20 protein-coding genes are annotated in these 20839 nt (G+C 55.7%); 14 read left to right on the forward strand and 6 right to left on the reverse strand.

What is annotated here, in order from left to right:
* Positions 1-13 precede the first annotated feature (13 nt).
* The 3 genes from murC to RDQ42_RS06750 form a co-directional block, all read right to left on the reverse strand.
* The gene (murC, locus tag RDQ42_RS06740) at positions 14-1381 is read right to left on the reverse strand and encodes a UDP-N-acetylmuramate--L-alanine ligase (protein WP_231358549.1); all 1368 of its coding nucleotides are present in this window, start codon (positions 1379-1381) and stop codon (positions 14-16) included.
* 314 nt (positions 1382-1695) lie between these two features.
* On the reverse strand, positions 1696-2022 hold the full coding sequence (locus tag RDQ42_RS06745; RefSeq protein ID WP_231358548.1) for a SpoVG family protein: 327 nt from the start codon (positions 2020-2022) through the stop codon (positions 1696-1698).
* 84 nt (positions 2023-2106) lie between these two features.
* The gene (locus RDQ42_RS06750) at positions 2107-3012 is read right to left on the reverse strand and encodes a LysR family transcriptional regulator (RefSeq protein ID WP_054330893.1); all 906 of its coding nucleotides are present in this window, start codon (positions 3010-3012) and stop codon (positions 2107-2109) included.
* 113 nt (positions 3013-3125) lie between these two features.
* On the opposite strand from RDQ42_RS06750, the gene RDQ42_RS06755 reads away from it, so the two are divergent.
* The 11 genes from RDQ42_RS06755 (at position 3126) to RDQ42_RS06805 (ending at position 14467) form a co-directional block, all read left to right on the forward strand.
* Positions 3126-3704, forward strand: coding sequence for a chromate transporter (locus RDQ42_RS06755; protein WP_054330894.1), 579 nt, complete (start codon positions 3126-3128; stop codon positions 3702-3704).
* A 1-nt stretch (position 3705) separates the two neighbouring features.
* Complete coding sequence (locus RDQ42_RS06760) at positions 3706-4269, forward strand: chromate transporter (RefSeq protein WP_054330895.1); 564 nt, start codon at positions 3706-3708, stop codon at positions 4267-4269.
* 347 nt (positions 4270-4616) lie between these two features.
* Positions 4617-5489, forward strand: coding sequence for a MurR/RpiR family transcriptional regulator (locus RDQ42_RS06765; RefSeq protein WP_231358547.1), 873 nt, complete (start codon positions 4617-4619; stop codon positions 5487-5489).
* A complete protein-coding gene (locus RDQ42_RS06770) occupies positions 5489-6724 on the forward strand; it encodes an NAD(P)/FAD-dependent oxidoreductase (RefSeq protein WP_308588466.1) in 1236 nt (411 codons plus the stop codon). The genes RDQ42_RS06765 and RDQ42_RS06770 overlap by 1 nt, the downstream gene beginning before the upstream one ends.
* 31 nt (positions 6725-6755) lie before the next feature.
* Positions 6756-7436 (forward strand): (d)CMP kinase, encoded by a 681-nt coding sequence (cmk, locus tag RDQ42_RS06775; RefSeq protein ID WP_054330897.1) that lies wholly within the window; start codon positions 6756-6758, stop codon positions 7434-7436.
* Complete coding sequence (locus tag RDQ42_RS06780) at positions 7420-8028, forward strand: lysophospholipid acyltransferase family protein (RefSeq protein ID WP_054330898.1); 609 nt, start codon at positions 7420-7422, stop codon at positions 8026-8028. Before cmk ends, RDQ42_RS06780 begins: the two co-directional genes overlap by 17 nt.
* Positions 8021-9982 carry a bifunctional 4-hydroxy-3-methylbut-2-enyl diphosphate reductase/30S ribosomal protein S1 gene (locus RDQ42_RS06785; protein ID WP_054330899.1) on the forward strand — a complete coding sequence of 654 codons (1962 nt, stop codon included), beginning with the start codon at positions 8021-8023 and terminating at the stop codon, positions 9980-9982. The genes RDQ42_RS06780 and RDQ42_RS06785 overlap by 8 nt, the downstream gene beginning before the upstream one ends.
* A 99-nt stretch (positions 9983-10081) precedes the next feature.
* Positions 10082-11056, forward strand: a complete 975-nt coding sequence (locus tag RDQ42_RS06790) for a hypothetical protein (protein ID WP_308588467.1) — start codon at positions 10082-10084, stop codon at positions 11054-11056.
* A gap of 161 nt (positions 11057-11217) precedes the next feature.
* On the forward strand, positions 11218-11802 hold the full coding sequence (locus RDQ42_RS06795; protein WP_071427246.1) for a DUF4358 domain-containing protein: 585 nt from the start codon (positions 11218-11220) through the stop codon (positions 11800-11802).
* A 148-nt stretch (positions 11803-11950) separates the two neighbouring features.
* A complete protein-coding gene (locus RDQ42_RS06800) occupies positions 11951-13327 on the forward strand; it encodes an MBOAT family protein (RefSeq protein WP_071427245.1) in 1377 nt (458 codons plus the stop codon).
* A 15-nt stretch (positions 13328-13342) separates the two neighbouring features.
* A complete protein-coding gene (locus RDQ42_RS06805) occupies positions 13343-14467 on the forward strand; it encodes a DHHW family protein (RefSeq protein WP_054330903.1) in 1125 nt (374 codons plus the stop codon).
* A 148-nt stretch (positions 14468-14615) separates the two neighbouring features.
* Here the strand turns inward: RDQ42_RS06805 and RDQ42_RS06810 are convergent, their stop codons facing one another.
* The 3 genes from RDQ42_RS06810 to RDQ42_RS06820 all read right to left on the reverse strand — a co-directional run bounded on the left by RDQ42_RS06810 (position 14616) and on the right by RDQ42_RS06820 (position 16687).
* Positions 14616-15152: a hypothetical protein gene (locus RDQ42_RS06810; protein ID WP_083386351.1), complete on the reverse strand. Its 537-nt coding sequence runs from the start codon at positions 15150-15152 to the stop codon at positions 14616-14618.
* 67 nt (positions 15153-15219) lie between these two features.
* Positions 15220-15819 carry a J domain-containing protein gene (locus RDQ42_RS06815; RefSeq protein ID WP_054330905.1) on the reverse strand — a complete coding sequence of 200 codons (600 nt, stop codon included), beginning with the start codon at positions 15817-15819 and terminating at the stop codon, positions 15220-15222.
* Positions 15812-16687 carry a DUF5685 family protein gene (locus tag RDQ42_RS06820; protein ID WP_071427243.1) on the reverse strand — a complete coding sequence of 292 codons (876 nt, stop codon included), beginning with the start codon at positions 16685-16687 and terminating at the stop codon, positions 15812-15814. Before RDQ42_RS06820 ends, RDQ42_RS06815 begins: the two co-directional genes overlap by 8 nt.
* Positions 16688-17360: 673 nt before the next feature.
* Between RDQ42_RS06820 and RDQ42_RS06825 the strand changes: the two genes are divergently transcribed.
* From RDQ42_RS06825 to RDQ42_RS06835, 3 genes are all read left to right on the forward strand, one after another.
* Positions 17361-17939: a manganese efflux pump MntP family protein gene (locus RDQ42_RS06825; protein ID WP_308588468.1), complete on the forward strand. Its 579-nt coding sequence runs from the start codon at positions 17361-17363 to the stop codon at positions 17937-17939.
* A 42-nt stretch (positions 17940-17981) separates the two neighbouring features.
* Positions 17982-18917 (forward strand): mechanosensitive ion channel family protein, encoded by a 936-nt coding sequence (locus RDQ42_RS06830; RefSeq protein WP_054330906.1) that lies wholly within the window; start codon positions 17982-17984, stop codon positions 18915-18917.
* 424 nt (positions 18918-19341) lie between these two features.
* On the forward strand, positions 19342-20793 hold the full coding sequence (locus tag RDQ42_RS06835) for a ParB/RepB/Spo0J family partition protein (protein WP_308588470.1): 1452 nt from the start codon (positions 19342-19344) through the stop codon (positions 20791-20793).
* The last annotated feature ends 46 nt before the right edge of the window (positions 20794-20839 follow it).

The following is a 20839-nucleotide window of genomic DNA, read 5'->3' on the forward strand; positions in this document are numbered from 1 at the left end:
GGGGGAGAAAGGCTTATTCCCCCAGCATCATATGGGCGCATTTGTAGACGTCTCCGCAGCCCAGGGTGATGACCAGGTCGCCGGGCTGAGCCTCTTGGATCACGTAGCGGGCAATCTCAGGGAAGGTCTCAAACCAGACGCAGCCGGGGATTTTATCCGCCAAGTCTTTGGCGTAGATCCCATAGGTGTTGACTTCTCGGGCGCCCATGATGGCCGAGAGGACCACCCGGTCTGCAATGGGGAGGATCTTGGCAAAATCCTCCAAAAGGAGGGCGGTGCGGGAGTAGGTGAAAGGCTGGAACACCGCCCATACCCGATTGAAATCCATCTCTTTGGCGGCCTCCAAGGTGACCTTCAGCTCAGCGGGATGGTGGGCGTAGTCGTCGGCGATGGTGACGCCGTTCACCTGGCCCAGCACCTCAAACCGCCGGTGAGCGCCCCGGAACTGGGGCAGATGCTCCTGGATCTGGGCGGGCGTGGCCCCTACAGCCAGGGCGGCGGCAGCGGCGGCCACCGCGTTGAGGATGTTGTGCCGCCCGGGGACATTCAGTTCGATGTGGCCTAGGTTTTCCCCGCGGCACATCAGGTCAAAGCCGCACTTGACCCCGCCTTTCTGGACGATATTAGCAGGGTAGAAGTCATTGTCCTCCCTCCAGCCGAAGGTGGTCTTGGGCTGATCAAGCCCCTCTACCGCTTTACAGGTGTTGGGGTCGTCACCGTTGTAAAGGATGGCCTTGGTGGCCATCCCAGCGAATTTGTGGAAGGATTTGATGATGTTTTCCAGAGTTCCGAAGTAATCCAAGTGATCGGCGTCTACATTCAAAATCACCGCGTAATCTGGGGCCAGGTGGAGGAAGGTGTCCACAAATTCACAGGCTTCACAGGTCATGATGGAGCTGCTGCCAGCCCGGCCGCTGCCGCCGATAGCAGGGAGCTTCCCCCCGATCACAGCGGTGGGGTCTAGGCCCGCGCCGTATAAAATTTGGGTGAGCATCGCTGTGGTAGTGGTCTTTCCGTGGGTGCCGGAGACACAGATGCAGTCGCTGTAGTGCCGGGTTAAAAGGCCCAACATCTCCGACCGCTCCACCACCGGCACACCCATCTGCCGGGCAGCTACCAGTTCAGGATTATCTTCCATGATGGCGGCGGAGTAGACCACCAGCTCCGCCCCTTTGAGATTCTCCGGGCGCTGGCCCATGTATACAGTCACCCCCATAGCCTGTTCGGCGTCCAGGGTTTCCCCGGGGTTGTTGTCTGACCCGGAGATGGCATACCCTTGGGAAAGCAGAATCTGCACAATGGGGAACATGCCGGAGCCGCCCACCCCAATGAAGTGGATGTGGTGTTTGCCGGCGAGAATGGTATCGTCAATATGTGTCATCGTGGCACCTCTTTGTCAGCGATTTTTGGCCGAAGCCTTCCTTTTCCATTATAGGTATTATAGTGCTTTTTGGCTACAAAATAAACAGCAAAACCAAGATTTCGCCGCAAAAGGGCATTTCTCCCCGTTGGGGTGATCGCCCGGCTGAGGGGATAGGCGCCCACCGAGGGGAAATTTTTCCATCTTTGGGTTTCGATTCGGCACAGCGGGAATCCCCGTCCGCGGCTGCTCTGCCTTTGCCAGGAGGACCATCAATTGGGAAAAATGGCTAAAACGTGCCATCTGGTATGTAAAATCCCCCGCTGGGGGATTGGCTACAGCTGTGCGGCTTCTGGGGTGTCCACCTTCGGCGGCTCCTCTTCCTCCAAAGGCAGAAGTTCCGCCGTGGCCAGGTATTCTTGGTAAGCGTGAATGATGGCGTCTTCCAGCTGGCGGCGGGCCGCGGTGGTGATGGGGTGGCAGATGTCCCGGTACACCCCATTTTCATCTTTTCGGCTGGGCATGGCTACAAACAGGCGGTCAGGCCCCTCGATAATTTTGATGTCATGGACGGCAAAGTCGCTGTCCACCGTCACCGAGACCATGGCGCGCAGCCGGTTGGCGGAATAGGTTTTGCGAATGCGGATATCGGATATTTTCATGTAACTACGCCTCCTTTTGTTGTCTGAACCTAGTATTCAGCCACAAAGGAAGGTTTATACAATTTCTTCTAAAAATTGGGAATGTTAGGGGTTGGAATCCAAAAGAAACTGGGAGGCCAGTTGGCGGCACAGCTCCAGGAAGGCCTTGGCCGACCGGCTCAAATACTTGTTTTTATGATAGATGATCTTTAGTTTTCGCCGGAAATCCATCCCCTCCACCGTCAAGGCGGTCAGCCGGCCTGCGGCCAGGTCCTGTTTCACCAATGCGTAGGGGAGGGCGGTTACCCCCAGCCCCTGGACCACCGCTTCCACGATGGATTCTGCGTTGATGCTCTCCCAGGATGGTTCCACCGAAAGGTCGTGGGCCAGGAGGACACTTTCAAACAGCTCCCGGACGCCGCTCCCCCGCTCCCGCAGCAAAAACCGTTGGCTTTTCAGGTCCTGGGGGAGGAGGGGCTGCTCTTTCTGGGCCAAGGGGTGGCCGGGTGCAGCCACCAGCAGCATTTGATCCTCAGCGAAGTCCTGGGCCACCAGGTTGGGGTCGTGGACCGCCCCCTCCAGCAGGCCGAAATCCACCTCGTTGGCCAGCACCTTTTTCTCGATGACCTGGGAGTTGTCGATGACCATTTTAATCTCCACATCGGGGTATTGCTGGGAGTAAAGGGCCACTGCTTTGGGGATGAGGGCCGCACCGATGGTGATGCTGGAGCCGATGCGCAGGGCGCCCAGGGTATCCCAGTTCTGGATATCCCGCTCCATTTCATCGAATAGGGAAGAGATGTGGACGGCATATTCCAGAAACCGGTTCCCCGCACTGGTCAAATAGAGCTTGCGGGAGATGCGGTCGAAGAGTCGCACCCCGTAATGCTCCTCCAGCTCGTGGATGGCAAGGCTCACCGCCGGCTGGGAGAGGTAGAGCTTCTCCGCCGCCAGGGTGACGCTGCCCTCTTCGCAGACCGCCACAAAAATCCGCAGGTGGCGCAGGGTCAAAGAGATCCCCCCTTTTATATGAAAAACAATATAAATATAATAATATTATATTATTTTACTTATGGAAAAACAAGGAGTATACTGGAACAAGATTGAACAAAGGAGACAATTATATGGAACAGCAGAAGCGGGACCTTTCTTTTTATTGGAAACTCTTTTACGCCACCTTGACCTTGAGCGCTTTCACCTTCGGCGGCGGCTATGTCATCGTGCCGTTGATGAAGGAGCGGTTTGTAGACGACTACCACTGGATTGATGAGGAGGAGATGATGGATCTGGTGGCCATCAGCCAATCCTCCCCTGGGCCGCTGGCCATCAACGCCTCCATCCTGGTGGGCTACCGGATGGCCGGAGTGGTAGGGGCGCTGATCACCATCCTGGCGACGGCGTTGCCGCCCCTGGTGATTATCACCATCGTCTCCTATTTCTATGAGGCGTTCCGCTCCAGCCCCATCGTGGACGCGGCCCTCAAGGGGATGCAGGCGGGGGTGTCCGCCGTCATCCTCAACGTGATTTACACCATGGCGGGCAATGTGATCAAACAAAAGGATGCCCTGGCCATCGGCATCATGGTGGCGGCGTTTGCGGCCACCTACATCTTTAAAATAAACGTTATGTTTGTGGTGCTGGCCTGCGCGGCGCTGGGGGTGGCCCTCTCGCTGTCCCGCAAGCCGGGAAAGGAGGGGGAATAAGATGGTTTTGCTCAAATTGTTTTGGAGTTTTGTCCAGATTGGCCTGTTCAGCATCGGGGGAGGCTACGCCGCCCTGCCGTTGATCCAGCAGCAGGTGGTGGATATCCACGGCTGGCTGACCATGACCGAATTTGCCGATGTCATCACCATTGCAGAGATGACCCCAGGGTCCATCTCCATCAACTCCGCCACCTTTGTGGGCACCAAAATCGCCGGCATGCCGGGGGCGGTCATCGCCACCATCGGCTGTGTGCTGCCCTCCTTTGTCATTGTGTTGACCTTGGCCTTCTGCTATTACAAATACAAGAATTTGACGGTGGTACAGGGGGCGCTCTCCTGCCTGCGGCCGGCGGTAGTCTCACTGATTGCCAACGCGGGTTTGGCTATTTTGCTGCTGGCGGTGTTTGGGGGAAAGACCTTCTCTGGGCAGGTCAATCCTGTCGCCATCGGCATCATTTTGGTCTGCCTGTTCTGCCTGCGCAAATGGAAGCTTTCCCCCATTCAGATCATCGCCGGCTCTGGCGCAGCGGGAGTGGTGATCTATTACCTGATGGGGATTGCGTAGGGGAAATGTGGATTCGGCGCCCTGCCTGCCGAACGGGGGCGAGTAAAAAACTGTGGATGATTGGGGAGGGGGACTGCGCGCTCCCTCCCCTTTTTGCGGCTAGGCGCAGGAAAAGCGCCATTTGAAGATTTTCCAGGCAAAGTATGCACAGGATGATACAAAAATAACAAGAATGCCGCCGCACACCCATTTCTATGGAGATTTTTTCCATTTTTAAAGGGATGAGAGACCATTTGTGCAGGAAGTCTAGCGAAATCCTGCAATTCAACTTGCATTTTCCGGTAGATTGGTATAAGATAGGGATACCACCCCACAAACGGGGAACGACAGGTACAGGAGGATCTTGTATGAGCAAAGATTTACTCTCGTTGATTGAAGATCGGATGCCCGAATTCTCCAAAGGGCAGAAACTGATCGGAAAATTCATCGTCAACCATTATGATAAGGCGGCGTTTATGACCGCTTCCAAACTGGGGACCACCGTCGGGGTCAGCGAATCCACTGTGGTCCGCTTTGCCTCCGAAGTGGGGTACGAAGGCTATCCCCAGCTGCAAAAGGCCCTCCAGGAGCTGATCCGCAACCGGCTGACTTCCGTCCAGAGGATGGAGGTCACCAACGAACAGCTGGGGGAGTCGGATGTGCTCTCAAAAGTCCTCTCCTCCGACATCGAAAAAATCCGCAAAACCATGGAGGAGATCTCCAAGGAGGAGTTTGAGGCAGCAGTGGAGTGCATTGCCGGGGCGAAATCGGTGTACATCATGGGCAACCGCTCGGCTTCGGCTTTGGCCAAGTTCATCCACTTCTACTTCAATCACATCTTCGACCACGTCAAGCTCATCGAAACTTCGGGCACCAGCGAGATGTTCGAGGAGATTTTCCGCATGGGGCAGGGGGATGTATTTATCGGCATCAGTTTTCCCCGGTACTCCAAGCGGACGGTAAAGGGGATCAAGTACGCCAAACAATGCGGCGCCAAGGTGGTGGCCATCACCGACTCCACCAGTTCCCCCCTGGCGGAGAACGCCGATCACCTGCTTTTGGCCCGCAGCGACATGGCTTCCTTTGTGGATTCCCTGGTGGCCCCTTTGAGCCTGATCAACGCCATGATTGTGGCGGTGGGGATGAAGCGCAAGGAGGAGATCAGCCAGACCTACGCCAAGCTGGAACGGATTTGGGACGAGTTTGAAGTCTACGAAAAAGCAGAGGAGAACAACGCTTAATGGCAAACCACTTTGATGCTGTGATCATCGGCGGGGGAGCTGCCGGCCTGCTCTGCGCCGGTTTTGCCGCCCGGCGGGGGATGCGGGTGGCGGTGCTGGAGAAAAACGACCGGCCCGCCCGCAAGGTGCGGATCACCGGCAAAGGCCGGTGCAATGTCACCAACAACTGCGACAACAACGATTTTATCCGGGCGGTGCGGGGCAACGGCCGGTTTTTGTACAGCGCCATCGCGGCTTTTTCCACCGCCGATACCATGGCGTTTTTTGAAGGGCTGGGCGTCCCCCTCAAGACTGAGCGGGGCAACCGGGTGTTCCCGGTCTCCGACCAGGCCACTGACATCGTTGACGCCTTGGTGGGTTTTGCCAAGGATGGCGGGGCCAAAATCTTCACCGGACAAGCGGCGAAGGAGGTCCTCGCCGAAAATGGGCAGGTGACCGGCGTGCTACTGGAATCGGGGGAGGCCATCCCCTGCGCCCGGGCGGTCATCGCCACCGGCGGCAAGAGCTACCCCCTTACCGGCTCCACCGGGGATGGATACCGGATGGCCCAGCTGCTGGGCCATACCATCGCGCCCATCAAGCCTTCTTTGATCCCCATTGTGGCCAAGGAGGGCTACTGCGCCGCCATGATGGGCCTTTCGCTGCGCAATGTCACCTTGAAGGTGTTGGATTCCGGGAAAAAGAAGCCGGTGTTTGAGGAACTGGGGGAGATGCTGTTCACCCACTTTGGGGTCAGCGGCCCCCTGGTGCTCAGCGCATCCAGCCACATGACCGGGGACCTCTCCCGCTACCGGATGGAGATCGACCTGAAGCCGGGCCTCACCGCCCAGCAGCTGGATGCACGGCTGCTGCGGGACTTTGAGGAAAACCGCAACCGGGACTTCGCCAACTCCCTGGATGCCCTCCTGCCCCGGAAGATGATCCCGGTGGTGGTGGAGCTGTCGGGCATCCCGGCGGGGGAGAAGGTTCACCAGATCACCAGGGAGCAGCGCCAGGGCCTTTGCATCCTCATCAAAGCCTTCCCGGTGACCCCCAAAGCCTTCCGGCCCATCGAGGAAGCGATCGTCACCTCCGGGGGGATCAAGGTGGGGGAGATCAACCCCAAAACCATGGAATCCAAACTGGTGGAAGGGCTGTTCTTCGCCGGGGAGGTCATCGACGTAGATGGCTACACCGGGGGGTACAACCTGCAAATCGCCTTTTCCACTGGGTATCTGGCGGCCCAAAATCTGTAGCTGCCTATTTTGTTGTGGGAGGAATTGTTCAGTGACTGCAATTGCAATTGACGGCCCCGCAGGCGCGGGAAAGAGCACCATCGCCAAACAGCTGGCAAAAGACCTGGGGTATATTTATGTGGACACCGGAGCGCTGTACCGGGCGGTGGGGTATTATATGGACAAGCAGGGCGTCGACCTCGGGGCGGAGGACCAGGTGGTTCCGCGGCTGGGGGAGCTGACGGCTGAGCTGAAATACATCGACGGGGAACAGCGGGTGCTGGTGAACGGAGAGGATGTCACCCAAAAGATCCGCACCCCCAAAATGTCCATGGCGGCCTCCAAGGTGTCTGCGCTGCCCGCAGTGCGGGATTTCCTCTTTGAGCTCCAGCGCAAAATCGCCCGGGAAAATGACGTGATCATGGACGGCCGGGACATCGGCACAGTGGTGCTCCCAGACGCCCAGGTGAAAATCTACCTCACCGCCTCTCCCCAGGAGAGGGCCCGCCGCCGCCATGCAGAGCTGCTGCAAAAAGGGGAAAAGGCCTCTTTCGAGGAGGTCTTGGCTGACATCGTTGAGCGGGATTACAATGACTCCCACCGCGCCGTCGCCCCCTTGCGGCAGGCCCAGGACGCCATTTTGGTGGACACTACCCACCTGGATTTGGAGAAATCGGTGGAGCGGATTCACCAGCTGATAAAGGAGAGACAAAGCCATGTGGATCGCCTATAGGTTCTTTTTGTTCTGCGTCTCGGTGGGGCTGCGGTTCTGGTTCTCCATCCACTTTGAAGGCCGGGAGAACATCCCCCATGGGGGCGGCTATATTATCGCCAGCAACCACACTTCCAACATCGATCCCCTGTTGCTGGCCATGGGGGTGCCCCATCCCATCAACTACATGGGCAAAGCGGAGTTGTTCCAAAACCCCATTTTAGGGGCGCTGTTCCGCTCTATCCACGTGATCCGGGTGGAGCGGGGCAAAGGGGACACCGGCGCGGTGGAGGAGTGTGCCAAACTGGTGGAAAACGACCATGTGCTGGGCATTTTCCCCGAGGGGACCCGCTATAAAATAGGGGAGCCGGGGCGCCCAAAATCCGGCATGGCCCTCATCGCCAAGATGACCCAGGCGGACATCCTGCCCTGCTGCGTGCTCTATGAGCCGGGCAAGAAGTTCCGCTCCAAGGCGGTCGTCCGGTTTGGGGAGCTCATCCCCTTTGAGGAGCTTGGCTTTGAGACCGACTCCCCCCGGGAGATCAAAACCGCCACCAAGAAGGTGTGGGGAACCATACTGGGTTTGATGGGATTGGAGGAAAGCCATGATTAAAGTGGCAAAAAGCGCTGGGTTCTGCTTTGGGGTGGACCGGGCGGTCAACCTGGTTCTCAAAGACGTGGAAGCGGGCAGACCGGTGGCCACCTTGGGGCCCATTATCCACAACCCCCAGCTGGTGGGGGATCTGGAGCAACAGGGCGTTTTGACGGTGGACCGCCCAGAGGACTGCCCTCCCGGGTACACTTTGGTAATCCGCTCCCACGGGGTGCCGGGGGCGGTGTACGACGCCCTCATTTCCCGGGGAATCCCCTATGAGGACGCAACTTGTCCCTTTGTGGCGAAGATCCATAACATTGTGGCACAGGAGGCCCAAAAGGGCCATCGGGTACTCATCGCCGGGGATAAAAACCACCCGGAAGTACAGGGTATTGCCGGCCACTGCCCTGGGTGGCACCGGATTGTCAAAGACGCATCAGAACTGGAAAAATGCTTGATACAGGAAGGCAGTTTTGATCAATTTGTCTATGCCTTGGTGGCCCAAACCACCTTTCATACAAAAGAATGGAAAAAATGCGTGAATTCCATAAAAAAGGTGTGTACAAATCCCGTAATATTTGATACAATATGTAATGCTACAGCGTTGCGCCAAAAAGAGGCAGAGCAGCTGGCAAAGGAATCCGACCTCATGGTGGTGGTCGGAGGGCGGCACAGTTCAAACACGGCCAAACTCAGGGACATTTGCAGCAGCTACTGCCGCACCATCCTGATCGAGACTTCGGCGGAATTGGCTGGCCTTGATTTGAACGGCGTGCATCGGATTGGCGTTACGGCCGGAGCTTCCACTCCGGCTGGCATAATTAAGGAGGTACGAAAAACAATGAGTGAGATTCTGAACGAGAACAATCAGATCCAGGAAGAAGAGCTGAGCTTTGAGGAAATGCTCAACCAGTCCTTTAAAAGTACATATACAGGGGAGAAGGTAACCGCAGTTGTCACCGGCATTGCGCCCAATGAAATTTCGGTTGACATCGGCACCAAACACGCCGGCTATGTCCCTCTGTCCGAGCTGACCGACGATCCCTCTGCTAAAACTGAGGATCTGGTCAAGGTTGGGGACAAGCTGGACCTGATCGTCCTGCGGGTCAATGATGTGGAGGGCACCTTGATGCTCTCCAAGAAGCGCCTGGATGCCATCGCCGGCTTTGAAGCTGTCTGCGATGCCGCTGAGTCCGGCGCCACCCTGTCCGGCGTTGTCACTGAGGTGGTCAAGGGCGGTGTCCTTGCCCTGACAAACGGGGTGAAGGTGTTCATCCCCGCTTCCCAGGCAACCATGAGCCGCGCCGACAACCTGGAAGACCTGCTCAAAAAAGAGGTTGAGTTTAAAATCCTGGAAGTCAACCGCCAGCGCCGCCGCGCTGTCGCCTCTATCAAGGCTGTCCTCAAGGAGCAGAGAAAAGTTCTGGAGGATCAGTTCTGGAGCGAAGTAGAGATCGGCAAGAAGTACAACGGCGTTGTCAAATCCTTGACCGATTACGGCGCATTCATCGATTTGGGCGGCGTGGACGGCATGGTCCACATCTCCGAGCTGAGCTGGAGCAAGATCAAACATCCTTCCCAGGTTGTCAAAGTGGGCGACATGCTGGAAGTGTATGTAAAGGATATTGACACCGAGAAGAAGAAGATTTCCTTGGGCTACAAGAAAAACGAGGACAATCCCTGGGAGATCATGAAGCGGGATTACAATGTCGGCGACGTGGTCAAAGTGAAAATCGTCTCCCTGACCACTTTCGGCGCCTTCGCCCAGATCATTCCCGGTGTGGACGGTTTGATCCACATCAGCCAGATCGCCCGCGAGAGAATCGCCAAACCTTCTGATGTCCTGTCTGTTGGCCAGGAAGTTGATGTTAAGATCACCGAGCTGGACTTTGACAGAAAACGCATCAGCTTGTCCATCCGCGCTCTGCTGGATGAAGAGTCCGCTGAAACCGAAGAGGTTGTGGAGGACTAATTCCCCAAAACTCAAAAGCGGAAGAACCAAATCGTTCTTCCGCTTTTTTCCTGTCTTGGCAGGCAAATAATTTGTTGATTTTTTGAGGAGGGCGAATACATGAAGAAGGCCGACTTTGCCGCATGCGCAGAACAGCGGGGATTGCGGGTAGTCAACAACATAGCCTATGGTGTGGTGGGTAACTACCCTGTCCAGGTGCAGCTGGTGCAGGACGCCAATCTCCAGGTCGTCGTATCTTTGGAAGAGGGCGGCGAGGGCCTGGATAAAACCAGCTCTAAGGAGATTGTGAAGGAGATCCGGGGGGAGCTACAGGTGAAGGCCACCGTAAGCCTTCATAATGGGCGGCTGACCGCTTTGGTGGGCAATCCTTGGGGCAAGGCGAAGAAAGTGGAAGAGGGTTTGGACGACCTGTTGTCGGTTCTTCCCGCGGTGCTGCACCGACGCGGGATTTCCCCGCAGAAAACCTGCCCCATCTGCCACCGTGAGGACTGCGAAATGCTGGCCGCTTTCGATGGGTCCTATCAGCCTATCCACCAGGGATGCCTGGAGGGAATTGCCCAGGCTGCAGGGCAAAAGATGGCCCAAAACCAGGAGTCGGGAAGCTACCTCACCGGGTTGTTGGGAGCGATTATAGGCGGCTTGTTGGCCACAATCCCAGCAGTGGCAGTCATTTGGTTCACCGAGACGGCCTATTCGCTTCTGTACTTCCTCATTCCGTTGGGGGTCTATCACGGATACCGGCTGGCCCGGGGCAAAATGGATGGAATTGTTCTGCCGCTGACCTGTGTCCTCTCTGTTGTCTTCGGGGTGGCGACCGACATCATGAATCTGGCCATATCCATGGTGGCCAATGAGATCCCCTTGAAATACCTGGGCGTCATGCTCACCAACGGCGAGGTCCAAAGGCTTTTGATGGGGGATATGGTTTCTTCGCTGCTGTTTGTTGCCTTGGGAATCGCGGTCACCTGGAATCAGATCAGCCGCACTGCCCGCAGCAGCATGGATGATGCCCTCGCCATCCAGCAGTCGGCCATGGTCAACCCCCTTGCGGGACAGGATGCAAACCGGTATTGATCTTGCTTTTCCTAGAATAATTCTGCTCTTCCCGTCAAAACTAGAAGTGATGCAATAAAGAAAGAAAAATTTGCCACTGATAGCATATCCGCGTGGCAGCGGATCGACACAGATAGTATGCCCGCGGAATACCATTTGATGAAAAGAGGGAATGATTTTCTATGAAAAAAGTTACAGCTATCATCTTTGCGGCGATGCTGATCGCCTCGGTTACCACCGGTTGTTTTGGCAGAGATGACAATTCCAGCTCATCCAGCATGTCCAGTTCTTCCAGCAGCATGTCCAGCTCCTCGGAATTGACCGCTTCTGAACGGCTGGCCGCCGCCCATAAGGCGGTCCGGGAAGCCTATGGCGAGGATTATATCCCCTCACAGGCCATTGAGAAAGAAGCCCTGTCGGAAGTCTACGGTGTCAACCCGGACGATGTGGAGGAGTTCATCGGCGAAGGCCCTATGATGAGCGCCCATGTGGACCAGTTTATCGCCATCAAAGCCAAGGATGGCAAAGGAGCTGATGTGGAGAAGCAGCTGAACGCCTATCGGGACAAGCTGCTGGAGGACACCACACAGTATCCTTCCAACATGGCAAAGATTCAGTCCAGCGCCGTGACCCGGTATGACGACTACGTGTTTTTCACCATGCTGGGCAAAGCAGACGATGTTTCGGAAGATGAGGAGAGCGCTTTGGAATTCGCCAAAAACGAAGCCAAAAAAGCGGTGGATGCCATCGCCAATCTGTTTCGGTAATTCCATCTATTGATTTCCTAAGAACCACCCAGCCGGCCCGGCCCTTTCGCCGGGCTGGCTTTGTGGTTGCTTTTTCAGGCAGATTCATATAGGTGCATATGCATCATTGACTTTAACAACTGGCCCAATAGGCGCAGGGAGGCAACCGATGGTTTTTTCTAGCATTTTGTTTTTATTCCGTTTTTTGCCGGCGGCGTTCTTGGTCTACTATATTACGCCGCGGCGGTTTAAAAACGGTGTGTTACTTATTTTGAGCCTGATCTTCTACTCCTGGGGGGAGGCGCGGTATTTCCCCATTATGATCGCCTCCATCCTGGTGGATTATTTTTGCTCCCGGGGGATTGAGTCCCACCGGGACAACCCCAAGCTCTGCCGGGTGTTCCTCATCCTCTCGGTGGTGTTCAATCTGGGTATGCTTGGTTTCTTCAAATACACCAACTTCTTTGTGGAGAATCTCAACGCGCTGTTTGGCCTCTCCCTGCGGGGGATTTCCCTGCGGTTGCCTTTGGGTATTAGCTTTTACACCTTCCAGACCATGAGCTACACCATCGATGTGTACCGGGGCAAGGTGAAGGCGGAGACCAACATCATCGACTTCGGCGCTTTTGTAGTGCTGTTCCCACAGCTGATCGCCGGCCCCATCGTCAAATACACCGATATAAACCGGGAGCTGAAGGAGCGGCGGATGGATCTGGTCCAGATCGAGGACGGCATCAAGTATTTTATCCTGGGCCTTGGCAGCAAGGTTCTCATCGCCAACAGCATCGGCATGCTCTGGACCGAACTGGAGGGGATGGGCTTTTCCGGGATTTCCACCCCCTTGGCGTGGATTGGAATCCTCGCCTATGCCCTGCAAATTTACTTTGACTTTTCCGGGTATTCCCTAATGGCCATTGGGCTGGGGCGGATGCTGGGGTTTGACTTCCCCAAAAACTTTGATTTCCCCTATATCTCCAAAAGCATCACCGAGTTTTGGCGGCGCTGGCATATGACGTTGGGTTCCTGGTTCCGGGAATACCTCTACTTCCCTCTGGGCGGCAGCCGCAGGGGCCCGGCACGCACCTATTTCAACTTGTTTGTCGTGTGGGCTGCCACCGGCTTCTGGCACGGGGCCAACTGGAATTTCATCCTCTGGGGGCTGTATTTCTTTGTCCTCTTGGTGATTGAGAAGCGCTGGTTCCTCACCCGTCTCAACAGCAGCAAAGTGGTGTGCCATGTGTATCTGGCCATCGCACTATCCATCAGCTGGGTGCTGTTTGCCATCACCGACCTTTCCTTGGTGGGGCAGTACCTCTCCCAGATGTTTGCCTTCCAGGGGGGCTCCGACTGGATCTACTACCTGCGCAACTACGGGATCACCTTCTTGGTGGCCATGGTTTTGGCCACCCCGTGCCTCAAACCGCTGTATCAAAAATGGGAGAACAACCTGTGGTTCTCCATCCCGTTCTTCGGGCTGATTTTGGTGCTGTCGGTTGCCTATCTGGTGGATGCATCCTACAACCCATTCCTCTATTTCCGGTTTTAAGGAGGGTGACAACCGATGAAAGAGATACTTCGCTATCCGCTGGTGCTGCTGTTTGCCCTGTTCATCCTGGGCTGCACCGCCATGGACTTGACCCAGACCAACCGGGAATTCTCTGAGATGGAGAACCGGTACCTTCAACAGAAGCCCAAGTTCACCGTCAAGACCCTCCTCAACAACACCTACACCCAGAAATATGAGGAGTATATCAACGACCAATTCTTCAACCGGGACAGCTGGATCACCATAAAATCCATGGCGGAATCGGCCATCGGAAAAATTGAGAACAACGGCATTGTCTACGGCGCCGACCACTATATGTTTGAGAAGTACCGCACCTTGGATGAGAAGCGGTTCTCCGACAACATCCGCTATGTAAAGGAATTTGCCGAGAAATACCCAGACCGGCATATCTCTCTGATGATCGTCCCCAGTTCCTACATGGTGCTATCGGAGAAACTCCCCACCGGCCTTGGCAACCTGGATCAGTACGCCCGTATGGAGGAGCTGTTTGCCGGGGCCGCTGCCCCCAACCTGACAGCTGTAGATCCCACAGCCCTGCTCACCGCCCACAAAGAGGACTCCATCTACTATAAAACAGACCACCACTGGACCTGCTATGGGGCATACCTGGGCTATCTCTCCTATTTGGAGAGCGTCGAGGGAAAGACCCCAGTGGAGTATGAGAGCCTTCCCAAGCATCAGGTTGCTGATTTCTATGGAACCTACTACAGCAAGGCCAAGCTATTTAACACTGTCCCGGACGTGATTGAATGGTTTGATCCGGCGGTGGAGCAGGTGACTATTGATGGGGAAGAGGTGGACGGCCTCCACGACCTGCAAAAATTCGAGGAGCGGGATAAATATGGCGCCTTCCTCCGGGGAAACAACGGCTTGACGGTGATAAAGAGCAGCGCCGGCCCCGGGGATGGGAGCCGCATCCTGGTCATTAAAGATTCCTATGGCAACAGCTTTGTGCCCTACCTGCTGTACAACTATGATGAGGTGCAGGTGGTGGACCTGCGGGCGATGGCCGGCAAGATGAGCGATCTGTTGGCGGAGAATGACTATGACGACATCCTTCTCCTGTACAGCTTCATGAACTTTGCCAGCGACCAAAACATCCCCAAACTGCGCTATTAAGGAAAGAAGGCATCCACAGTGGTGGATGCCTTCTTTTTGCGCTGAAATGGAGTGTCCGGTTCTCCATAGCGGCAGCTGAGGTGATGCCCCTTTGCTGTGACAGCAAAAAAGCCTCCACAGCAGTGGAGGCTTGGGCGGGAGAGAAAGGTCAAATCTTCCGCAGAACCTTAACCCGGAACCAACGGACATAGAAGGTGACCAAATTGGTCAGCGCCCGGTCGTAGAGGAAGAAGACCAGGTTGCCCATCCCCAAAAGGATGGCGATGGAGTACTTGCCAAGTTCGCCCAGCTCCTCCAGGATGTCCGGCAGGCCCAAAACATAGATAATCACCCAATAGGTGGCGATTATGGCCAGGTTGAAGATGCCGTATTTGGCGAGGAGTTCCAACAATTTGGGGCGGATCTGCTCCAGTTTGGCCTTAATCACCGGGTAGTAGCCGAAAAAACACAGGAACATCAGCGCGGCCTCCTTGTCTGGGGAGAGGAACAGGGAGAGGAGGGAAACGCTGACATACACCAAGGCCGCCGTTTGGGTACCGTTCTCAATGACCACGGCAATCAGCACGATGCCGGCCATAGCGGGCAGGGCATAGGTGGTGAAGGGGATCATCCCGGTGAGGAACATCAACAGGAGGCAGAGGGCGGATGCCAATCCCCCCACTGCTACTTGGGTGCTTTTTTTCACGAGTATCCCTCCTTCCTAAAACGAAAAGACAGGGGCCGCTAGGCCCCCGTGCCGTCAAAAAATTGGGTTAAAAACACCGGCATAAGTCGCAGCCTGCACATTCACAGCAGCAGTCAGCGCAGTATAGAGAGGCGCAGACGTCACACAGATCACAACCCGCCACATGGGTGGTAGTGGTGTGGTACCCACCCCCATAATAAGGGTTGCCGCTTTGCCGCTGATAGGCCATCCGATTGAGGGCATCCCGATACTCTTGGTTGGAAGGGTTCAGCTGGTTGGCCCGCATGAAGTAATTCATCGCCTCGTTGAGCCAGCCCCTGGCGTAAAAGGCACGGCCCTTGAGATAATACCACTCGGCGTCCCGGCTGGCAGCGGGGATACCGTCCAAGATCTCCTCCGCATCGGTGATGCGGCCGGCGTTGAGAAGGCTTCGCACATCGCTGAACTGGGAGGAACCGCTGTAGGAACCTCCGCCGGATTTGCGCTGCCGCTGGATTTCATCGTAGGCGGCGTTGATCTCCTGCATTTTTTCTGCGGCCAGGTCGGCCAGAGGGTTGTTGACATAGGCGTCGGGATGATATTTTTTGGCCAGGTCCCGGTAAGCGGCTTTAATCTCTGCGTCGCTGGCGGTGGGGGATACCCCTAGTACCTTATAGGGATCACTCATCCTTCTGCCTCCGTTTCATAATAATTTGGTTGACGCTGTTTTTCATCCCCAGGTGGACCACATTGGATAAAATGGGACCAAACCGGGTAAATTCCAATAGATCGATGGCTTTGCATGCCTCGGCGATGGTGAGGTATAAGGAACCCACCGCCTGGCGCCGGACAGCAGCGGTTTTTTCCTCATCCCCAGCAGTCAGCCCCTCTGCCAGGATGAAGGGGTTGTAGCGATGCTTTTTTAAATCGGATTCGATGTCGTCCAACGCGTCGCAAAGATAGACATACCGGCCCATAAGGTACCCCAGCCGGTACAGCACCCGGCGGGAAAGCTCATCTGGCCCCTGCATCTCAAAAAGGCGGGCTAAAAAAATGGCGGTTGGTTCACTGGCCTCGTCCACCGAAGAACAGCCTGCCGCCTCCAAAGCCTGTTGCCGCGCCATGGTTTCCCCCAGTATTGTGTCCACTTCCGGGTGGTTTACCATCGCTTTTTTGCGTGCGCGCCCCACAAACGGAAGGACAAGATAGCCTAGGATGCGGCCTTTGAGGCCATCGTCCGCCATATTGTCCCGCACCTTGTGGTAGAACATAATCATCGCCGCGTCGGCGGCAAAAGAAAGGCCGCCGCAGGGGAAGAAGCAGGCTTTTTTCTTCAGGGGGTTCACAAAACACCGCTGGCGGGACCAAGAGGGCTCGTCCTCTGTAAGGCCCATGCCAAGCATGGCCAAAAAGGTGAAGTCGTAACTAAGGGTCAAGCGGGAAAAAGGCCCAAACGAACGACCCAGCTGTTTGCACAAACCGCAGTAAACGGCTTTGTAGGTGTCAAACTCTGCAATCTTCAGTTCGGGCTGAAAGGGTTTGATGTATCCAAACAAATAGAAAACTCCCAACAGGCCCAAAAGGGCCAGGAATACCAAAATTTCAAGGTGAGGAATGCATTTATTGTACAATAAATTGGTCCAAAATTGATGAAGAAACTATGAACAAGTCGTATCCTTTCCACCGGGGAAAAGAAAACAATCTATGAGAAAATCATTCGACAGCGACTCCGGTTTTGTGGTACAATGATCGCAAAGCGATCATTGGGGAAGAAATTCTCTCTCCATTGTTACAAGCGCCGCTTGTAACATGCACAAAATTGCTTCCTGCCACACAGTGGCACGCAATTTTGAGGGGCCGCCCTCCCGCCGCAAAGCGGCATCGGAATGTTTCCGGTCTGTGCAGGCTTTGAGGCATTATTGCCGCAAGGCGATCCTTGGGGAAGAAATCCTTGGTTTACTGCCACAGGTTTGGGACATCCCTGCGGAGGTGACCCGAGGCGAGCCATGGATCCCATCCAGGTTTAAAAAGAGGATAGGCCGATTTTCACAGGGCTATTCCACTTGTTTTAAGGCTTTAGGGCCCTATAGCAGAGGCAACTCTCTGTGCGGGATGGGGAAAATCTTTTCCCCGGGGGGCTCTAAGGGGAAACCTAGATCTTAACCGTTCCACATATACATGAAAAAAGCCGAGGGAGGAATCTTCATCGGGGAATATCATCGGGAAGGTGTGGAACAATCGTTGGGATTGCTGTTGTTGTTTTTGACGGCGCTTGGCCTCTCCATGGACGCCTTTGCCGTTTCGGTCACCAATGGGCTCTGCCTCAAGGGGAGCAGGGGACGCCATGGCCTGTATACCGCGGGGGCCTTCGGCCTCTTCCAAGGGATGATGCCAGTTCTGGGCTTTTTGCTTGGGCAGGGGTTTTCCCAGCCAGCCAAACAGCTGGATCACTGGATGGCGCTGCTGTTGCTGGGAGGCATCGGCGGCAAAATGGTGAGGGAGGGGATTGCGGAACTGCGCAATCCCCAGGTGAGCCATCCGCGGGTGTTCCGCTGGGGGACACTTCTTCTCCAGGCGGTTGCCACCAGCATTGACGCTTTGGCAGTGGGGATTGGGTTTGCCATGCTGGAGGTGGAAATCCTTCCGGCGGCGCTGGCCATTGGGGCGGTTACCTTTTGGTGCTGCCTAGCGGGCTTTTTTATCGGCCGCCAGTTCGGCGGGCTCCTCAAGGAGCGGGCAGAGATTTTCGGCGGGGTGATCCTCATCCTGACCGGGATTAAAATATGGTTGGAACACACCGTCGGCTAGGACTCATCTAAGTCTAGCTGTGTGGGAAAGGAGGGGTATGGTATGCAGCTGTCAGCTGTAAACGTCGGCGAGCAGTTTAAAGCCCATTTGGATGATCTTCTGCTGTATTTGGGGGACAATTTGGGGACGCTTTTGTGGAAGGCGTTCCTCATTCTGTTAATTCTCTTTTTGGCGCGGGTGGTTCTCAACCTGATTTCCCGCCAGACCAAGCGGGTGATTGACAGCAAGAGGTACCACCGAAGCGAGCAGCAGGGCCGCCGGGTGGACACCATGATGACCTTGGTGCGCAGCGTGGCCCGGTATACCGTTTATTTTGTGGCGTTCTTGCTGGTGTTGGGGCAGCTGGGCGTAGGGGATTATATGGGAAACCTGCTGGTCACCGCCGGCGTCGGAAGCCTTGCCATCGGCATTGGCGCCCAAAGCCTGGTGAAGGATGTGGCAACGGGCTTCTTTATGATGTTTGAAAACCAATTCTCCGTTGGGGATTACATCAAGCTGGACACGGTGGAGGGGACGGTGGAGGCCACTGCTATGCGGGTGACCTATCTGCGCACCTTCCGCGGGGAGCAGATCATCATCCCCAACGGAACCATCAACCGGGTGATTAACTACTCCAGGGGGAATTGCCTAGCTTTGGTGACCGTCCTCATCCGATATGAAGACGACGCCCAGCAGGCGATGGACTGCATCCAGGAGGCCATCACCCAATTTGCCAGCGACCATGAAGAATTGGTTGCGGAACCCCCTGCGGTTCGGGGAATCACCGGATTTACCAACCTAGGAGTGGAGATCGGGGTGATGTGCCGGGCAAAACCCATGCAGTTCTGGGCGCTGGAACGAGGGCTGCGCCTCGCCATAAAAAGGGCACTGGATCAGGCTGGGTTTGTCATTCCCTCCCTGTATGTCTCGCCAGAGAACTCCCAGGCGGGCAGGGCAGAGGTGATCCTCCCCCCTCCCCAGGAAAATCCCCCTGTGTAAAACCGGCAGGCAAGCGATATGGAGGGAGTTCTGTTTTCGGTTGTTTGGGTGGGTGCGGGCCTAGTTGGGTGGACTGGCGTCAAATCGCCTAGACGAAATGTTTCCGATTGTAGAAAAGTTATAAAAAGGGCGGAGCCTTCGATAGTCGAAGGCTCCGCCCTTTGGTACAACGGAAAAAGAATTACAACGCGTGGACCATCAAAAGACCTATGATTGTTTCCTATTAGGAACGCTGTAAATACAAGGCTTTTCGGAGCCTACGAACCACAAAAAATAATATTTGATCTATCACATTACACCAAAAGCCGTCCGGCGTTCAAATCGGGCGGCTTTTTTGCGTGGATAGACCGGAAGGAGGCGGAAAAATAATTACAGAAATTTAACCCGCAAAATTGTGCAACTTTCACGAAAAGGAGGATAGTGAATGGCAGATGAAAAATTGAACACAGGCCCCGGTGAGGAGAAGCTCCCGAAGGCTCCCGCTCCTGTTGCGGCTGACGAGCCCCAGGCTCCGGCTCCCGAACAGACTGCCGCTCCCACACCCCAGCAGGAGGGGCCTGCCCAGCCCGAGCCCGGTGATGTGGTGGTGTCCTTTGACAAAATCAATGAGCTGATGAATGAAAAGCGGCAGACAGCCCGGGCCGAGGTAGAAAAAGAGGAGGCGGCAAAAGAGCCGGAGGAGAAAACGCAGGAGGAACCTCCCGCCGCTGGGGATGTCAAACCGAAAAAGGCCCGTCGGGGCCGTCCTCCAAAAGAGGAAAAAGCGGAGCCTGCTGGCAAGGAGGCGGCGAAGCCCCGCAAGGGCCGCCCACCCAAGGCGGATAAAGCGGCCCCCGGCGAGGCCACGCCGACTAAGCGAGACAAATTGTCCCGAAGTGGGAAAAAGGCTGCGGAGGTTAAAGCTGCCCCGGAACCCGAAAAGGCCCCACCCGAAAATGCGGCCCCGGCCCCAGAACAGGCTCCGCCTGAGCCAGCCGCTCCGCCCCGTCCTGTGGAGGAAGGAAAGCTGGTCTATCTGAAGCTTTCCGAAATGCATCCGTTCCACACATTCCGCCCCCACCCGTTTAAGGTGCGGGACGATGCCAAAATGCAGGAAACGGTAGCGTCCATCAAGGCAAACGGCGTAATGGTTCCCGGTCTTGCCCGCCCGGAAAAGGATGGCAACGGTTATGAGATCGTGGCGGGCCATCGCCGCCATCATGGTTGTGAGCTGGCCGGGCTGGAGGAAATGCCCTTTATCGTCCGGGAAATGACTGACCACGAGGCGGTACAGGCCATGAAGGACAGCAACAAGCAGAGGGATCAGACGCTCCCCAGCGAACTGGCCGCCCTGCTGGAGCTGGAAGTGGAGGACATCAAGCACCAGGGCGGGCGGCTGAAAAATGTGGCCGAGGGCGATATTGGAAAACGCTCCGTTGAGATCGTGGGCGAGGCGCACGACATGAACTATAAAAAGGTCATGCGTTATCTGCGGCTGAACTCCCTTGTGCCGGAACTGCTGGACAAGGTGGACGATAAAAAAATGGGCTTTATGCCCGCTGTGGAGATTTCCTATATCCGCCCCAAAAACCAGCGGCTGATCGCTGTTTCCATTGACGGAGAACAGGCATCCCCCTCTCTGGCCCAGGCGAAAAAGCTCCGGGAGCTGGACAAGGACGGGAAACTCAATGGTGATGTCATTGACGGCATCTTATCAGAAAAGAAAAAGGAGGATCGAGGCGTGATTATTTCTACCGCTGAACTGGAAAAGTATTTTGGCAAGGAGGCCACTCCCGCCAAAATGAAGGAGCAGATCATGACTTTGCTGGACGAGTGGAAAGAGAAACAACCGCCCGAACTGGCGAAGGCTCCGAAAAAGATGGAGCAGGACAAGTAACCACTTCGAGACATTTTGTCCCGAGGGCCCTGCCCTCCGCATCATG

This window comes from uncultured Merdimmobilis sp., assembly GCF_902471145.1.
GTDB classification, from domain to species: domain Bacteria; phylum Bacillota; class Clostridia; order Oscillospirales; family Ruminococcaceae; genus Merdimmobilis; species Merdimmobilis hominis.

Bases quoted from the DNA above. Each gene is read 5' to 3' on its own strand.
- RDQ42_RS06770 (WP_308588466.1), top strand. From the start codon at position 5,489: ATGGCAAACCACTTTGATGCTGTGATCATCGGCGGGGGAGCTGCCGGC.
- RDQ42_RS06745 (WP_231358548.1), bottom strand. From the start codon at position 2,022: ATGAAAATATCCGATATCCGCATTCGCAAAACCTATTCCGCCAACCGG.
- RDQ42_RS06795 (WP_071427246.1), top strand. From the start codon at position 11,218: ATGAAAAAAGTTACAGCTATCATCTTTGCGGCGATGCTGATCGCCTCG.
- RDQ42_RS06755 (WP_054330894.1), top strand. From the start codon at position 3,126: ATGGAACAGCAGAAGCGGGACCTTTCTTTTTATTGGAAACTCTTTTAC.
- murC (WP_231358549.1), bottom strand. From the start codon at position 1,381: ATGACACATATTGACGATACCATTCTCGCCGGCAAACACCACATCCAC.
- RDQ42_RS06830 (WP_054330906.1), top strand. From the start codon at position 17,982: ATGCAGCTGTCAGCTGTAAACGTCGGCGAGCAGTTTAAAGCCCATTTG.
- RDQ42_RS06790 (WP_308588467.1), top strand. From the start codon at position 10,082: ATGAAGAAGGCCGACTTTGCCGCATGCGCAGAACAGCGGGGATTGCGG.
- RDQ42_RS06780 (WP_054330898.1), top strand. From the start codon at position 7,420: ATGTGGATCGCCTATAGGTTCTTTTTGTTCTGCGTCTCGGTGGGGCTG.
- RDQ42_RS06815 (WP_054330905.1), bottom strand. From the start codon at position 15,819: ATGAGTGATCCCTATAAGGTACTAGGGGTATCCCCCACCGCCAGCGAC.
- RDQ42_RS06800 (WP_071427245.1), top strand. From the start codon at position 11,951: ATGGTTTTTTCTAGCATTTTGTTTTTATTCCGTTTTTTGCCGGCGGCG.
- RDQ42_RS06805 (WP_054330903.1), top strand. From the start codon at position 13,343: ATGAAAGAGATACTTCGCTATCCGCTGGTGCTGCTGTTTGCCCTGTTC.
- RDQ42_RS06785 (WP_054330899.1), top strand. From the start codon at position 8,021: ATGATTAAAGTGGCAAAAAGCGCTGGGTTCTGCTTTGGGGTGGACCGG.
- RDQ42_RS06835 (WP_308588470.1), top strand. From the start codon at position 19,342: ATGGCAGATGAAAAATTGAACACAGGCCCCGGTGAGGAGAAGCTCCCG.
- RDQ42_RS06765 (WP_231358547.1), top strand. From the start codon at position 4,617: ATGAGCAAAGATTTACTCTCGTTGATTGAAGATCGGATGCCCGAATTC.
- RDQ42_RS06760 (WP_054330895.1), top strand. From the start codon at position 3,706: ATGGTTTTGCTCAAATTGTTTTGGAGTTTTGTCCAGATTGGCCTGTTC.